Annotated in this window: 21 protein-coding genes; 11 read left to right on the top strand and 10 right to left on the bottom strand. The window is 38.2% G+C overall.

The annotated features are described in order from the left end of the window. Positions 1-49: 49 nt before the first annotated feature. The 4 genes from xerD to MKX57_RS05935 form a co-directional block, all read right to left on the bottom strand. Positions 50-952 carry a site-specific tyrosine recombinase XerD gene (gene xerD, locus MKX57_RS05950; RefSeq protein ID WP_008174638.1) on the bottom strand — a complete coding sequence of 301 codons (903 nt, stop codon included), beginning with the start codon at positions 950-952 and terminating at the stop codon, positions 50-52. 172 nt (positions 953-1124) lie between these two features. Then, the gene (locus MKX57_RS05945) at positions 1125-1589 is read right to left on the bottom strand and encodes a Fur family transcriptional regulator (protein ID WP_008174639.1); all 465 of its coding nucleotides are present in this window, start codon (positions 1587-1589) and stop codon (positions 1125-1127) included. A gap of 121 nt (positions 1590-1710) precedes the next feature. Next, positions 1711-2223 carry a hypothetical protein gene (locus MKX57_RS05940; protein WP_025114062.1) on the bottom strand — a complete coding sequence of 171 codons (513 nt, stop codon included), beginning with the start codon at positions 2221-2223 and terminating at the stop codon, positions 1711-1713. A 58-nt stretch (positions 2224-2281) separates the two neighbouring features. Beyond that, entirely contained in the window at positions 2282-2833 is a 552-nt protein-coding gene (locus MKX57_RS05935) for an NUDIX hydrolase (protein WP_008174644.1), read from the bottom strand. Positions 2834-2908: 75 nt separating this feature from the next. Between MKX57_RS05935 and MKX57_RS05930 the strand changes: the two genes are divergently transcribed. Continuing rightward, positions 2909-3808, top strand: coding sequence for an aldo/keto reductase (locus MKX57_RS05930; RefSeq protein WP_342550840.1), 900 nt, complete (start codon positions 2909-2911; stop codon positions 3806-3808). Further along, the gene (locus tag MKX57_RS05925; RefSeq protein WP_342532338.1) at positions 3805-4284 is read left to right on the top strand and encodes a VanZ family protein; all 480 of its coding nucleotides are present in this window, start codon (positions 3805-3807) and stop codon (positions 4282-4284) included. Before MKX57_RS05930 ends, MKX57_RS05925 begins: the two co-directional genes overlap by 4 nt. A gap of 24 nt (positions 4285-4308) precedes the next feature. Here the strand turns inward: MKX57_RS05925 and MKX57_RS05920 are convergent, their stop codons facing one another. The 3 genes from MKX57_RS05920 to MKX57_RS05910 all read right to left on the bottom strand — a co-directional run bounded on the left by MKX57_RS05920 (position 4309) and on the right by MKX57_RS05910 (position 6442). Then, complete coding sequence (locus MKX57_RS05920; protein WP_258954912.1) at positions 4309-4815, bottom strand: GNAT family N-acetyltransferase; 507 nt, start codon at positions 4813-4815, stop codon at positions 4309-4311. A gap of 156 nt (positions 4816-4971) precedes the next feature. Next, positions 4972-5235 (bottom strand): YqkE family protein, encoded by a 264-nt coding sequence (locus MKX57_RS05915; protein WP_008174653.1) that lies wholly within the window; start codon positions 5233-5235, stop codon positions 4972-4974. Between the two features lie 22 nt (positions 5236-5257). Then, positions 5258-6442: an acetyl-CoA C-acetyltransferase gene (locus MKX57_RS05910; protein ID WP_085961713.1), complete on the bottom strand. Its 1185-nt coding sequence runs from the start codon at positions 6440-6442 to the stop codon at positions 5258-5260. Between the two features lie 206 nt (positions 6443-6648). Between MKX57_RS05910 and MKX57_RS05905 the strand changes: the two genes are divergently transcribed. Beyond that, complete coding sequence (locus MKX57_RS05905; RefSeq protein ID WP_036127701.1) at positions 6649-7620, top strand: alpha/beta hydrolase; 972 nt, start codon at positions 6649-6651, stop codon at positions 7618-7620. 50 nt (positions 7621-7670) lie between these two features. Here the strand turns inward: MKX57_RS05905 and MKX57_RS05900 are convergent, their stop codons facing one another. After that, on the bottom strand, positions 7671-8141 hold the full coding sequence (locus MKX57_RS05900; RefSeq protein WP_008174660.1) for an S-ribosylhomocysteine lyase: 471 nt from the start codon (positions 8139-8141) through the stop codon (positions 7671-7673). A gap of 380 nt (positions 8142-8521) precedes the next feature. Between MKX57_RS05900 and MKX57_RS05895 the strand changes: the two genes are divergently transcribed. The 3 genes from MKX57_RS05895 to MKX57_RS05885 are packed head-to-tail and all read left to right on the top strand — an operon-like array spanning position 8522 to position 9202. Continuing rightward, a complete protein-coding gene (locus MKX57_RS05895) occupies positions 8522-8845 on the top strand; it encodes a M20/M25/M40 family metallo-hydrolase (RefSeq protein WP_309545011.1) in 324 nt (107 codons plus the stop codon). Further along, positions 8830-9036: a hypothetical protein gene (locus MKX57_RS05890; RefSeq protein WP_008174664.1), complete on the top strand. Its 207-nt coding sequence runs from the start codon at positions 8830-8832 to the stop codon at positions 9034-9036. Before MKX57_RS05895 ends, MKX57_RS05890 begins: the two co-directional genes overlap by 16 nt. Positions 9037-9052: 16 nt before the next feature. Further along, the gene (locus MKX57_RS05885; RefSeq protein ID WP_008174666.1) at positions 9053-9202 is read left to right on the top strand and encodes a hypothetical protein; all 150 of its coding nucleotides are present in this window, start codon (positions 9053-9055) and stop codon (positions 9200-9202) included. 102 nt (positions 9203-9304) lie between these two features. Here the strand turns inward: MKX57_RS05885 and MKX57_RS05880 are convergent, their stop codons facing one another. Next, complete coding sequence (locus MKX57_RS05880) at positions 9305-9523, bottom strand: YneF family protein (protein ID WP_004232154.1); 219 nt, start codon at positions 9521-9523, stop codon at positions 9305-9307. A 101-nt stretch (positions 9524-9624) separates the two neighbouring features. Then, a complete protein-coding gene (gene sirA, locus MKX57_RS05875) occupies positions 9625-10050 on the bottom strand; it encodes a sporulation inhibitor of replication protein SirA (protein ID WP_025114054.1) in 426 nt (141 codons plus the stop codon). A 342-nt stretch (positions 10051-10392) separates the two neighbouring features. On the opposite strand from sirA, the gene MKX57_RS05870 reads away from it, so the two are divergent. The 5 genes from MKX57_RS05870 (at position 10393) to MKX57_RS05850 (ending at position 13843) form a co-directional block, all read left to right on the top strand. Further along, positions 10393-10749: a hypothetical protein gene (locus MKX57_RS05870; protein ID WP_008174677.1), complete on the top strand. Its 357-nt coding sequence runs from the start codon at positions 10393-10395 to the stop codon at positions 10747-10749. A 15-nt stretch (positions 10750-10764) separates the two neighbouring features. Then, positions 10765-11403: a PspA/IM30 family protein gene (locus tag MKX57_RS05865; RefSeq protein WP_036124247.1), complete on the top strand. Its 639-nt coding sequence runs from the start codon at positions 10765-10767 to the stop codon at positions 11401-11403. Positions 11404-11515: 112 nt separating this feature from the next. Further along, the gene (gene liaF / locus MKX57_RS05860; protein ID WP_043989784.1) at positions 11516-12199 is read left to right on the top strand and encodes a cell wall-active antibiotics response protein LiaF; all 684 of its coding nucleotides are present in this window, start codon (positions 11516-11518) and stop codon (positions 12197-12199) included. Continuing rightward, entirely contained in the window at positions 12196-13236 is a 1041-nt protein-coding gene (locus MKX57_RS05855; protein ID WP_025114050.1) for a sensor histidine kinase, read from the top strand. Before liaF ends, MKX57_RS05855 begins: the two co-directional genes overlap by 4 nt. Continuing rightward, positions 13211-13843, top strand: a complete 633-nt coding sequence (locus MKX57_RS05850) for a response regulator transcription factor (protein WP_008174684.1) — start codon at positions 13211-13213, stop codon at positions 13841-13843. The genes MKX57_RS05855 and MKX57_RS05850 overlap by 26 nt, the downstream gene beginning before the upstream one ends. Positions 13844-13928: the final 85 nt, after the last annotated feature.

The following is a 13928-nucleotide window of genomic DNA, read 5'->3' as shown; positions in this document are numbered from 1 at the left end:
GCGAAAAATAAAGGTCAGACATCCGACCGAAAAAAATTTTCTGAAATTTTTAAGCACGGGGATGAAATTGCTTATATACTTCCGATAATCTTGTTTTGCTAATATGTGTATATATTTGCGTTGTTGAAATATCTGCATGACCTAGCATCTCTTGTACGGCACGTAAATCAGCCCCATTTTCGACTAAATGAGTAGCAAAAGAGTGACGCAATGTATGTGGTGTTAACTCATGTTGGATGCCAGCTTTTAAAGCATGCTCCTTCATTAATTTCCAACAACCTTGTCTTGTTAAACGTTTCCCTCTTTGATTAATAAAAAACGCATCAGTTTTTGGATATTTTCCCTGTAATTGACCACGAGCATTGTTTAAATAGGTGCTTATGGCTGATAAGGCGCTTTTGCCAAGAGGAATGATTCTTTCTTTTCCACCCTTCCCAAACACCCGAACAAAGCCCATTGTTAAATGAATATCAGCTAAATCTAAAGCAATAAGCTCACTGATTCGCATACCTGAGCCATATAATAATTCAAGCATCGCTAAATCACGGATACCTTGTGGCTTACTTCGATTCGGCGCCGTCAATAAGGCTTCAATTTCTTCTATAGATAAAATATTCGGTAATTTTTGCTCAATTGTCGGCATTTCTAAGTGTACTGTTGGATCTGATTCAGCACGCTTTTCTCGGAGTAAAAATTGGTGGAAACTACGAATAGATGAAATATGGCGAGCAATCGTACGGCTTGTCTTCCCTTGTGCACGTAGTTGCTCTAAATGTCGTAGTATGGTCGTTCTTTCTACACGATTAAAATCAGCCATACCTTCTGCATTTTGCAAAAAATTCACATAGCTTTCTAAATCTCGGCGATAGGATGCTAATGTATTAACAGATAACTGCCGTTCCACTTGGATAAAATGGATATAATCCTCTACTGCATATTGAAATTCATTCATCACAACGCCCCCTTACTGTCAATTATTTTCTATTTTAGCATGGCTATTAGAAATGTGCTAAAGCCTCCTCTATTCGACATAAACCAACGGTAATAAGGATTTATTATTTCATAAAAAAACAAAAAACTGCCCGATTTAATCTATAACAGAGATTAAAACAGACAGCTTTTCGTTAATTTTCTTCATTCGATTCGTCGTTTTTATCATGACAGCGCCAGCATATGCCGTGGAAAGTTAGTCGGTGATCCTTTATGATAAAGTTCCAACGCTTTTCAACAACGGCTTCCACATCTTCAAGTAAATCTTCTTGAATTTCATCAACAGCTCCACATTCAATACAAACTAGATGATGGTGGAAATGGGCAGCTCCCTCTTGGCGTAGGTCATAGCGCGACACGCCATCGCCAAAGTTGATTTTGTCGACAATTTTGAGCTCAGTTAATAATTCTAACGTTCTATAAACAGTAGCTAGACCGATCTCTGGTGCTTTTTCTTTTACTAAAAGATATACATCCTCAGCACTTAGGTGGTCTTCTTCGTGCTCAAGCAAGACAGCAACTGTTGCTTCTCGCTGCGGCGTCAGCTTGTAACTAGCACTATGCAACTGTTTTTTTATACGATCAATTCGGCTCTCCATGTGACGCCCCCCTAAACTCTTTCCATTATACCAAAGGAGTAAATCCTATTACAAGATAGTGAATAGATTTCTAACATGTTCTACTTTTTTATCTGATCACAATGTCTGTCTATTAAACCCATCATTTTAACACATAAGAAACAACAATAAACTCAGCAACTATTATGATGAAAAATGCGATAAAATTCAACAAAATTGTCCGACCAGATACTTGTTTCCCGATTTTTCGCTTTGACCAAGCAGGTACAAGTAAATTGCATAGGACTAGCAACAATATACAATAGATAAGCTGAAATGGAAACCACCAAATCGTATAAAGCCAAAAAGCTTCAAGTTTTTGTAATAAAAAAACAGAACTAAAGCCAAAAAAAGTGGCACGCATGGCTACAGTTACACGTACTAAAACTTTTAAAACACTGTGAGTTGCTAGTAATAATACAAGACCTATGGAAATGGCGACAGGAAGCACTAAACGAAAAATCGAATGCCTGTCCCCATCGGCTAAACGAGGTTCTATAAATAAAATAAACGGTTCCGCTTTCGGTCCACCAAAAATATGAAAGAAAATAACGCCACAAACAAAGCTAACGGCAATGATGGAAGCGTGATAAAATATAGACACCGTACGAGACATAAACATGCTCCTTTTCTATCAAGGTTTGTACAGCTTATGCTCGTCCGTCTCTATTATGCTAAAGATTATTTTCTAAATGGGCAGCAAGCCAAAGTACAGCAAATGCAGTTTTAGCATCAAATATACGTTGATCTGCGACCATTGATTGTGCTACTTCCAACGAAACTTCTAAAAGTTCGACAAACTCATCCTCATCTAATGCTGCTTTATTGTCGATGTTATACAAATCCTTCGCTACATATAGATGAATGACCTCGTCTGCAAATCCCGGCGACGTTGCAAATGTTTGTAAATATGTAAGGCTATGCGCGCCGTAGCCTGTCTCTTCCTCTAATTCACGGCGAGCTGTCATTGCTGGTTCTTCACCAGGTTCAAGTTTCCCTGCTGGAATTTCAACAATAGAACGTTCAAGTGCCTTACGATATTGCTCCACTAACACTAATTTACCCTCATCTGTCACGGCAATAACCGCAACCGCTCCAGGATGTTTAATAATTTCGCGCTTTGCAACCTGACCATCTGGCAACATGACATCATCAACTTGTAGTTTTACAATTTTTCCGTCATAGATTGGTGTCGTTTTTGTCGTTTTTTCCTCAAACTTTTTCATAGACGATAACCTCGCTTGTCCTTCAGATATGTTCATTGTACCATTACAAGTAAAGAAATCGAAGGAGGTCGTTTCATGAAAAAGAGGAAGCTTGGCTCTAGTGAATTATTCATTTCTGAAATTAGTTTAGGAGGCATGTCACTTTCGACAGATAAAGAGCAAGCAGCTACTATTGTCGATATGGCATTAGATGCGGGCATAAATTATATGGATACTGCCGATTTATATGATTTAGGGGCTAATGAGGAGATCATTGGCGCGGCATTAGGAAAGCGTCGTCAAGAGATTATCCTTGCCACAAAGGTAGGTAATCGTTGGACTGAAGGTGTAGAAGGCTGGCAATGGGATGCTTCACCATCTTATATAAAACAAGCTATTCATGCTAGTTTGAAACGGTTAGGGACGGACTACATCGATGTTTATCAGTTACACGGTGGTACAATCGAAGATGACTGGAATGGTATTATCGACACTTTTGAGGGCTTGAAAAAAGAAGGACTTATCCGTGAATATGGCATTTCCTCCATTCGTCCAAATGTTTTACAACGTTTTTTACCTGCAAGCTCTGCTAAAAGTGTCATGATGCAATATAGTGCATTAGATCGCCGCCCCGAAGAGTGGTTGGAGCTCATTGCGAACGAAGGTGCTTCTGTTGTAACTCGTGGCACAGTGGCAAAGGGCTTATTAACAAATAGCTGGCAGCAACGCCTTCAACGAGTAAACGGTTTTAACAACTATTCTTCAGAAGAGTTAACAACAACGTTAACAAACTTAGCTTCACAGTATAATGATTTACATGCATTGGCACTAGCCTTTAATTTAAAAGAGTCTGCAATCGCTTCTACAGTAATTGGAGCAAGTTCACAGGAGCAACTAGCACAGACCCTCTCTGCCTATGAAAATATGGCTGCTATAACCAATTTTGAAGTAGCAAATACGTTAACAAAAAATGAGCAATATGTAGAACATCGATGAAAAAGTGGTTAATCTTCATCATCTGTCTAGTTGTGCTTATCATTTCCTCGAGCATGACTTACGAACAACAAAGTATTTTACCAGAGCTTAAAGATTTATTAGCTAATAAACCTTTTGAAAAACAACTATCCGTTTTAAAGATCCCTTATTGGGACACAGTCGTATCAGTTGAAGAACGTGGTTATTTTCCATTTGTTGAATTTTTAATTCGTAAACTAACACATTTTATCGGTTTTGGATGCATTGCGCTTGGTTTGTACTTTGCATGGGGAAGACACCGTTTTGCAGCAACTATTGCTATTACTGGAACGGCTTTTATTGCTATGCTTGATGAATTTCGTCAAAGCTTTACACCAGGTCGCACAATGAGCGGCCAAGATGTACTTGTTGATACAGCTGGAGCCATTATTTTTGTTGGTGTCGTTGTGGTCTTCAGGAAATTGTTGAAAAATAAAAGACAAAAGGCACTAGTTTAGCCTTTTGTCTTACCTATATAATCCTTATAGGAATCTCCAATAATAAAGAGACTCAGTTTCTTTATATAAGGTAGCCCCTGCTTTTTCTAAAACTCGATGGGAAGCGAAATTATCTTTTTCTGTATCTGCAATAATAGACTGAACATTTGGTTGATGATGTAGCCAGTTTATCATTGTTATAATGGTTTCTGTCATATAACCACGTCCTTGAAAACTAGGAAAGGTATAATAACCAATCACCACTTCCTGCCTCTCATTTGGCATCCCTTTTAGCAAAATGCCCCCAATAGCACAATTCTGTTCTTTACATACAATCAACCAATTCGTATGCCAAATATAATTTTCTTCATCTTCCAAAACTTTGGAGCGTCTATAGTCCAATGCCTGTTTTAGCTCATCATCAATAATTCCCTCTAGCTTATGTAAAGAGAATTCAATTGCTAAATCATTCTCATGCTCAATTAGCAATTGTAAATACTTAGCATTTAAAGGAATTAATCTTAATCTTTTAGAATATAATTCAAACATCATTGTTCTCCTATCATAATTTAATCTACTTACTAAACTATAATAAGGTATATGTTATTGGCAGCGTCTCCCACATCATGAATTGTTACTTATATATTATCGGCTTTTTCTGTTATCCAAAAACAGTGAACCCACATGCGCGAATTCACTGTTTCCTTATTAATATTTCGTGCCTTTATCGCCATACTCGTTTAATAATTCTTCAAACGATTTATTTTTTTCTCGTTGCTTACGTTCAAAAGCTAGTTTTGCTTGGCGCTCTTCTTCTGCCGCCTGTTCTTTCACGGTTAAATCTTGCTTTGCCGCTTTTAATTTAGCTAACACATCGCCACCTAGTTGGTCTGCTAATGTGACTGCCTCCTGCTTTGGCAAGCTTGCTGTCATGCTATTGCTTGTCTGTTGTTGTTTTCGTTTCTTTCCCATTTCATTCACCTTCTTATTGACATCAAGGACGCTTTACTACTGTGGCTACACCTTGACCACCACCGATACATAATGTGGCTAAACCCATTTTCGCATCACGCTTTTCCATCTCATGTAAGAGTGTGACCAAAATACGAGCACCACTTGCACCGATCGGATGACCAAGAGCAATCGCGCCCCCGTTGACATTTAGTTTATCATGATTAAAGCGTAATTCACGATCAACAGCAATCGATTGTGCTGCAAATGCTTCATTTGCTTCAATTACATCTATTTCATCTAATGTTGCTGCTGCCTTTGCCAGTGCTTTTTGGACTGCTTTAACTGGACCAGTTCCCATAATTGCAGGATCTACTCCTACGCTTGCATTGGCTGAAATAATTGCCATTGGTTGAATACCAAGCTCTTGTGCCTTTTTCTTCGACATCACAACAACTGCCGCTGCCCCATCGTTAATGCCTGAAGCATTCGCCGCTGTTACGGAGCCATCTTTTTTAAATGCGGGACGTAGCTTACCTAGAGATTCCTCTGTTACACCTGCACGTGGAAATTCATCCTTGGCGAATACAATAGGCTCTCCCTTACGCTGTGGAATCTCAACAGCGACGATTTCATTTTCAAATTTGCCTGCTGCAATTGCTGCCTCTGCGCGTTGCTGAGAACGAGCTGCAAAAGCATCCTGCTCTTCTCTTGAAATTTCATACTTATCACATAAATTTTCAGCTGTAATTCCCATATGATAATCATTAAAAGCACACCATAGACCATCATGGATCATAGTATCCACCACCTTTTGATCGCCCATTCGGAAGCCTTCACGCGCATTTTTTAAAACATAAGGTGCCTGGCTCATATTTTCAAAGCCACCAGCCACGATAATATCAGCATCACCTGCTAAAATAGCTTGCGTTGCTAAATGCACAGCTTTTAAACCTGATCCACATACTTTATTAATTGTTAATGCTGATACCTCATGTGGTAAACCAGCCTTTATCGCTGCCTGACGAGCTGGATTTTGTCCAAGACCAGCCGATAACACATTCCCCATAATGACCTCATCGACTTGTTCCCCTGCTACTCCTGCACGCGCTAAAGCGTCCTTAATAACAATGCTACCTAAAGTTACTGCTGGTACGTCTTTTAATGTCCCCTGAAATGAGCCTATAGCTGTTCGTACAGCACTCACGATTACTACCTCATTTATCATGTCCATTCTCCCCTTTTCCCCGTTCAAAAATCAACACTGCTGCATATGCTACTAGCAGATATGTATATTTTAACAAATATTTTGACGATTTTCGATAATAGAAATAATCGCAGTTTTGCCAAAGTTATTGTAAAATGTTGACGTGTTTTAAACAATCTCAGTTGGGAACATTACAAATAAGAAACAGCATGTGGAGGTGTTTTATGATGAAAAAAAAGATGCTTTTATTCTCTGGTATTACAACAACGCTTGCCGCAGCAGCTACTGGTCTGTTCGGCTTCGCGCTTTCCAATAAATTAATGTATATTCAACAAAAAGATCCTGAATTTGTTCGTGAACGAGAAACGACAGCCAAACGCTTTGATGAGGCTTGGTACAATAAAAACTTGAAATGCGAATTAAATATTGATTCTCCTAATGGTTATACGATTCGAGGAATTATGCTTCAGCCGTTGCAAACCAATAACACGATCATCATATGTCACGGTGTTACCGAAAATAAAATAAATTCCGTTAAATACGCTCGGTTATTTGAAAGGCTTGGCTATAATTCGGTCATCTTTGACCATCGCCGTCATGGCGAATCTGGTGGCAAAACAACTAGCTATGGCCACTATGAAAAAAATGATCTTGATGCTGTAGTCAATACAGTGAAAGCCATGATTGGTGAAGATGCAATACTAGGTATTCATGGAGAATCAATGGGTGCAGCAACAATGTTACTTTATGCAGGTACGGTTGAAGATGGTGCTGATTTTTATATATCTGATTGTGCATTCTCCGATTTTTCCATGTTGCTCAAGCAAATTGCCAAAACTGAATTTAAATATGGCTCTATTATTCCCATCCGTTTTGCCGATTTCTTTGTCCGCCTCCGGGACGGCTACTCCTTCAAAAGTGTGACCCCCGCCGAAGCAGTGACCCATATTGAAAAACCTGTACTTTTTATCCATAGTATCCCTGATTCATTTATTCCAGCGTCCATGTCACTAGATCTTTACAATAAAAAAGTAGGTCCTAAAAAATTAAAGCTTTTTGATACTGGGGCACATGCCCAATCCTTTAATGAAAATATGGATGAATACGAAGATTTAATTCATGATTTTTTAGAAAGTTTTATTTACCAAAAAATAAATCGTGATTCCTCCTCCTCCAATGTCATTCCATTCCATTTTTAACGCAAATAAAAACCTTGCTTATATTATTCCCGCAAGGTTTTTTTCCATATTTATTCTTCAAAAACGATATGCCATTCTTCTCGTTTCGCTAAAAATTCCTTCGCTAATGCTTGTGCTCCTTCTAAGCTATGACTCGCAGCCCAGCCACATTGTACCTCATTACATGCAGGCACTGCTGTCGCCTTTGTCACGTCAGTAAATGTCTTTTCTAAAATAGTTAATAAGTCCTCATAATCTTGATGATTAATAAGGGATACATAGAAGCCTGTCTGGCAACCCATTGGACTGAAATCAACGATATGGTCAGAATAATTACGAATGATATCCGCAGATAAATGCTCTAAGGAATGCAAAGCCGGCATTTCCATATGCTCTTTATTAGGTTGCTTCAAGCGAATATCATATTTGTACACTTCATCGCCGTTTTTCCCTGCTTTAACTCCCGCTAACCGAACATACGGGGCTTTTACTTTTGTATGATCTAGATCAAAGCTTTCTACATTTGTCTTTTCGCGTTCCATATTTAACAGCTCCTTTTCTATGAATACTATTTATTATAGCTAGTTTTCCCAAAATTAGTGGGAATATTTTAAATTGCTAGTTTTTTTATGTTTTCATAGAATATTTCAAACGAATAGAGTTAAAAATTTTTTCATTCTTGTTTCTAAAAGACTGCTACACATCTTACCAACAAAAGAAATTGCGTTGTAAAAAATTTTTTACAGCCTTTTGTTAAAGAATTTTTCAGGATTTACTTCCGTATAGACGGCTTGTAATATCATAGTCAGTTTCAAATTTCTAAATCGCTGAAACCAGTTGAGACGGGGGAACTAAATATTTACGGATCATTAGAAAATCCAAGGGGTGAATCCTTTTTAGGTAGGGCTACTCAAAGGTCCGAATCCGACATGACATCCATACAACATTTATGCTGGGTGCAGTCAAGCTTCTAAAGGCAAAAGAAAATGACATTAACGGTATAGTAAAAATCATGTTTCAGCCAGCAGAAGAAATTGGACTAGGCGCAAAGGACATGATTGAAGATGGATTACTCGAAAACCCAAAAGTAGATGCAGCCTTTGCTCTCCATGTGAGTCCTGATTTAGAAGTTGGAAAATTTGGCTACAAGCCAGGTGTAGCCGCTTCTTCACTTGATGGCTTCTTTTTGAAAATACAAGGTAAGGGTGGTCATAGCTCAGAGCTACAGAAATGTGTGGATCCTTAAAAGAAGTCGACCCAAAAGAAAGAGCCATACTCATTATTGGGAAAATGGGCGGCGGAACAGTTGCCAATATTATTCCCGATACAGCTGTTATCGAGGCAACATTAAGCTCCTTCAACCCCGATGTTGTCAAAGAAATAGTCAGTGAGGAAAACTTACAGATAAACGAAGAACCTTTAGCTGGTACATATTAGCCAGCGTGTACCAACGATGTTTATGTGGGCTGGATCAAACGGTTTAGGAAATCAAAACTATCCACTTCATAATCCAAATATTATTTTAGATGAGGGTGTTCTACCGTTAGGTGTAGCAGTTGTTGTACATAGTGCAATTAACTGGCTGAACGCTTCTCATCACTAAAAACAAGGGGATGTCTCAACCATTTTGAGACATCCCCTTTTATTATGAGTCCATGAAAAAAGCAACCAGTTACCTTAACCAGCTGCTCCTTAAAAATTCCAATTATTTTTGGAATTTATTCATTTGTGCCATCATTTGACGTACTTGCTTTTCAGACGGCGTACGACCCATTTGTGCCATCATCATACGAATCATTTGCTCATTAATAGGTGGGTTTTCTTTTAAATATTTCATCATAGCTTGACGAGCGAAATAGAAACCAAGTGCCGCTCCCGCTGCTAATGCGATAATTACGATAATAATCCAGCCCCATGTAGGCATATACAACCAACCTCCTCCACTACAATATACCGAGAAAAAACTCTCCACGCTCCATTATACACCAAATGATAGCATGTTACTATATATTGTAGTGAAATTTCCTAGTGCATTGTATACTTCATAGGTTTCAACCACCCACATTCATTATCTTGTTTATTGAAAGCAATGAATCGTTCACTCATCTTGGCAAGCATTTGAAATAAATCTAAATCTAGCATTCGTGAACCTTCACAATAAACACAAATCTTACGATCGACTAAATAAATAGCCATTTTGCCTTTTATCGGATGTTCTAAAAACAAAGCATTACGAGCTCTTTCTAAATGTGCATATTTGGAATCAAGTTGATGCTCCAACATTGCTGCTATTTCATCAAAACGAACGGATTCACATATATACGCAAGCTCTTTTAAGGATTTCTCATTGGCGTCTTCACAGCCTTGCATCATCTCTAACAACTTTCGCTCTCTGCCAAAAATAAACGTTAAATGCTCTTCTTTTATCTTATATATGGAATAGGTTCTCACCAGAAATCCTCCTTCGCTCAGTTTATTTTCCATAAGTATAGCTCATCCCATCTTGTTAATTTGTCAAACGGAGGAAGGTTTCATCTTCTATTTTTGTCGAAAAGCTTCTAGTTTAGGATCTAAAAATTACTTTATGGCAGATGATAATTAGCTCTTAAAATGAACTGCTATTTTTCAATGAAAACAAGCAAGATACACTCATTGTGTACGCCAAAAACCCACTTTTGTTGCAGCCTAGATAGTTCTCAGCCTCAAGACCTAGTAGAAAATCAATTTCGAGTCCGTTTTAGACAATCTTGTAAATAGGTAACATAAAGGTACAAACGAAAGGAGCTAAAACAAATGAGAAAATTTCTTTTATTAACTGGAGGGGTTATCGCAGCATGTGTTGCACTAGCCTTAATCGGACCATTGGCAGGCTTACTATTCTCCGGATTATTTGTAGCACTAGGGATGCATTTTTACATGGCGAGCAAGTCTAATTTTGGTAAAATCTTTTGGTTCGCGGTTGGTCTAATCGGTATCCTATCAGCAGTATCGAACATTCCTGCAATGATTGGTCTTGCAGCAATCGCAATTGTCTATGTCATTTATAAAAAATGGAATGGCGAAGATGTAAAAATCCCAACAATTGAAAATAAAAAAGAAGAAGATCCATTTACAAACTTCGAAAAAGAATGGTCAAATTTAACAAAATAAAAGGAGAGAATGAATATGAATTTATTTCAACGTTTTAGATATACAGTAGAGGCAGACTTACATCAGTTATTTGATAAGAAGGAACAAAAAAATCCAATTGCTATGTTAAATCAGTACATCCGTGAAGCTGAAAAACAAACGGAAGAAACAGGTAAATTATTAGAACGTCAAGGACAATTAAAAGAAAAGCTTGAGCAAGAATATCAACAAAATGCAGATTTACTTGCTAAGCGTGAATCTCAACTGACATTAGCACAAACTAGTGGCGAGCAAGATTTAATTGATTTTGCAACAGATGAAGTGACAGCTTACACTGCCCGTAATCATACGTTACAGGCCAGTATCGAAGCAAGTACACGTGAATATTTCGAGTTAGAGCGTAAATTTGAAACAATGAAACATAAAATTAAAGACATGAAAGTTCGTCAATTACAGTTAATGGGCAAAGAAAACGTCACTCGTGCCCATCATCAAATGGATGGTATGATTGCCAAAAATAATAAAACAAATTTTGAAGATTTGGAAGCTTATATTGATAAATTGGCTTATCAAATTGACAAAGATCATGAAGTTACAACATTTGAAGCAAGATTGGCACAATTAGAAAAAAAAGCTTCAGAGGAAAGCTCTCCACTGCTAATTGAAAATAAATAACATGTTATAATGGAAGCAATGCGCCAACTCTAACCGGCGCATTCTTTCACGTTTTAAAACAGAGGGTCCCATTCCCTCTTTTATACTATTAGTAGAAAGAAGGGTGACCCTCTTGCAAAATTTCACTACAAATAAGCTCACATTTTGGGTACTATGCTTCTTTTTACTCGTTTTTGTGGAGCTTACTATTTTTAATAATGGTGGCGCCTTTTGTTTATTGATTGGGGCCGTACTGCTTTATTTAAGCTTTTCTAAAAAAGTCCGCTTTTTTAAATGGACCGGCATATTCTTCATTGCGATTGCATTATTCACAATGTGGAGCCTCCGTCTATTCATTGTAATTATGCTCTTATATATGCTTTATCAATACTTACAACGAGAAAATGAACCAAAAATAGTTGGTGCTGAGCTTTTTGAAAAACTATCTACCTCGAAAAATGACTTAATTGGCACCATACCAGCACCAACTGAAGCATATAAATGGCAAGATGTGCAAATTCAACGTTTAGCAGGAGATATTACAGTTGATACGACGCAAACGATTTTGCCTGCTGGCACAAGTCTAATTACAATTCGTCAAGGTATCGGTAAAGTTCAAATCTATATCCCCTATGAAATACCTTTTCGTATACACTATACAACCCTATTTGGTGAGCTTACTTGCTTACATGTGGGTCCACAACGTATTTTAAATGAAAGTGTTAGCTTTTCTGATGGAAATCCTGAGGATGCAAAACGCATTTTAATTATTCATGTTGCAACATGGCTTGGAGATTTGGAGGTGCTGCGTAAATGATTGCCTTTATCTCAAGATTATTTACCTTATTATTCATTTTAATGAGCGCTACATTCGGATTGCTTGTTGCAGTATGGGGAAATCCTGATGAGAAAACTTGGGAACCTTTATGGCGACAAAATTATGATAATTTTCCTCTTGGGGGAATTATTGTAGTCAGCTTATTTGCTCTTAGCTTCCTCTTTGCCAGTTGGATTAGTATGACTGCTCGTGCCCGAGAGGCTCAAGCAACGAAAATTGTAAAGCAGTTAATCGAACCTGATTTTGTGCTTTCTAAAAAGCAAGCCCTTCCGAAACCATTAAAAAAAGCACTTGTGCAAACAAGTGAATTAATAGATACACAGCGTAAAAGTCTACAGCGCTTATCCAATGAACGTGCAGAAGCTCATGACAAAATTATACAGGAACGCATCATTGCTGAACGTCAACGTCTGGCTAGAGAATTACATGATTCTGTGTCGCAGCAATTATTTGCGGCCTCCATGTTGCTTTCTGCATTAACGGAAAATGACGAAAATGCGACTAGCTTAAAGCAAGTGGAAAAAATAGTTCAGCAAGCACAGCTCGAAATGCGTGCATTATTATTACACTTACGACCTGTTGCACTTCGCAATAAAACACTTGCGCAAGGCTTAGAGGAATTAATTATTGAGCTTCAGCAAAAGGTTTACTTCCATATTGAATATGAGCTAGAAGAAATGGCATTAACGAAAGCAGAAGAAGATCACCTATTCCGCATTGCCCAGGAAGCCCTCTCTAATACACTTCGACATGCCAAAGCCAGTGAGGTTGAATTGTTGCTTGTTGCACGAGATGACTTAGCCATTTTACGCATTCAAGATAATGGTTTAGGCTTTGATGTAGAGGCAGATAAATCCACTTCTTACGGCTTGCAAAATATTGCGGAACGAGCTGTTGAAATTGGCTGCACATATAAAATTGTGTCAGTCCCTGAAGAAGGAACGATTGTCGAAGTTAAAATTCCACTACATAAAGAGGAGGTCAATGACAATGATACAAGTGCTCATAGTGGATGATCATGAAATGGTGCGTATCGGCGTTTCGGCGTACTTATCCGCACAGCCAGATATTACAGTTGTGGGAGAGGCTGAAAACGGGCAAGAAGCAGTTGAGCGTGCCCTTGCCCTAAAGCCTGATATTATTTTAATGGATAATGTTATGCCCATTATGACTGGTGCTGAGGCAACAGCAGAAATTTTAGCCGCCTGGCCAGAGGCAAAAATCATGATGGTGACTAGCTTTTTAGATGATGACAAAGTCTACCCTGCTTTAGAGGCAGGAGCAGTGAGTTATATATTAAAAACATCTAATGCAAAACAAATTGCGGAAGCCATTCGTAAAACAATGGGTGGCGAAACGGTATTAGAACCAGAAGTTACATCTAAAATGATGCACCGTATGCGCCACGGCAATAATACACCCCTTTACGACCATCTTACTGACCGTGAAATGGAAGTTTTATTGCTGATGGCACAAGGCAAAGCCAATCAGGAAATTGCTGACGAGCTATATATTGCTTTAAAAACTGTCAAAACACATGTAAGCAATATTCTAGCAAAGCTTGAGGTTCAAGATCGCACACAAGCCGTTGTCTATGCCTTTCAGAATGGGCTTGCGAAATAATTTCTACATAAAAAACTGCATAACCATATGCAGTTTTTTTAATTAGACATATTTTAGAAGACCCTTGCCACCGGATGTATTCCTT

Source organism: Lysinibacillus sp. FSL M8-0216, assembly GCF_038595555.1.
Classification (GTDB): Bacteria; Bacillota; Bacilli; order Bacillales_A; family Planococcaceae; genus Lysinibacillus; species Lysinibacillus fusiformis.
Note: the sequence above shows the minus strand (reverse complement) of the source record. Positions and strands in the feature narration are given on the sequence as shown.

Bases quoted from the DNA above. Each gene is read 5' to 3' on its own strand.
- MKX57_RS05915 (WP_008174653.1), bottom strand. From the start codon at position 5,235: ATGGGAAAGAAACGAAAACAACAACAGACAAGCAATAGCATGACAGCA.
- MKX57_RS05930 (WP_342550840.1), top strand. From the start codon at position 2,909: ATGAAAAAGAGGAAGCTTGGCTCTAGTGAATTATTCATTTCTGAAATT.
- MKX57_RS05945 (WP_008174639.1), bottom strand. From the start codon at position 1,589: ATGGAGAGCCGAATTGATCGTATAAAAAAACAGTTGCATAGTGCTAGT.
- xerD (WP_008174638.1), bottom strand. From the start codon at position 952: ATGAATGAATTTCAATATGCAGTAGAGGATTATATCCATTTTATCCAA.
- MKX57_RS05885 (WP_008174666.1), top strand. From the start codon at position 9,053: ATGTTTATGTGGGCTGGATCAAACGGTTTAGGAAATCAAAACTATCCA.
- MKX57_RS05850 (WP_008174684.1), top strand. From the start codon at position 13,211: ATGATACAAGTGCTCATAGTGGATGATCATGAAATGGTGCGTATCGGC.
- MKX57_RS05925 (WP_342532338.1), top strand. From the start codon at position 3,805: ATGAAAAAGTGGTTAATCTTCATCATCTGTCTAGTTGTGCTTATCATT.
- MKX57_RS05865 (WP_036124247.1), top strand. From the start codon at position 10,765: ATGAATTTATTTCAACGTTTTAGATATACAGTAGAGGCAGACTTACAT.
- MKX57_RS05935 (WP_008174644.1), bottom strand. From the start codon at position 2,833: ATGAAAAAGTTTGAGGAAAAAACGACAAAAACGACACCAATCTATGAC.
- MKX57_RS05900 (WP_008174660.1), bottom strand. From the start codon at position 8,141: ATGGAACGCGAAAAGACAAATGTAGAAAGCTTTGATCTAGATCATACA.
- MKX57_RS05910 (WP_085961713.1), bottom strand. From the start codon at position 6,442: ATGATAAATGAGGTAGTAATCGTGAGTGCTGTACGAACAGCTATAGGC.
- MKX57_RS05870 (WP_008174677.1), top strand. From the start codon at position 10,393: ATGAGAAAATTTCTTTTATTAACTGGAGGGGTTATCGCAGCATGTGTT.
- MKX57_RS05940 (WP_025114062.1), bottom strand. From the start codon at position 2,223: ATGTCTCGTACGGTGTCTATATTTTATCACGCTTCCATCATTGCCGTT.
- MKX57_RS05855 (WP_025114050.1), top strand. From the start codon at position 12,196: ATGATTGCCTTTATCTCAAGATTATTTACCTTATTATTCATTTTAATG.
- MKX57_RS05920 (WP_258954912.1), bottom strand. From the start codon at position 4,815: ATGATGTTTGAATTATATTCTAAAAGATTAAGATTAATTCCTTTAAAT.
- MKX57_RS05880 (WP_004232154.1), bottom strand. From the start codon at position 9,523: ATGCCTACATGGGGCTGGATTATTATCGTAATTATCGCATTAGCAGCG.
- MKX57_RS05905 (WP_036127701.1), top strand. From the start codon at position 6,649: ATGAAAAAAAAGATGCTTTTATTCTCTGGTATTACAACAACGCTTGCC.
- MKX57_RS05890 (WP_008174664.1), top strand. From the start codon at position 8,830: ATGTGTGGATCCTTAAAAGAAGTCGACCCAAAAGAAAGAGCCATACTC.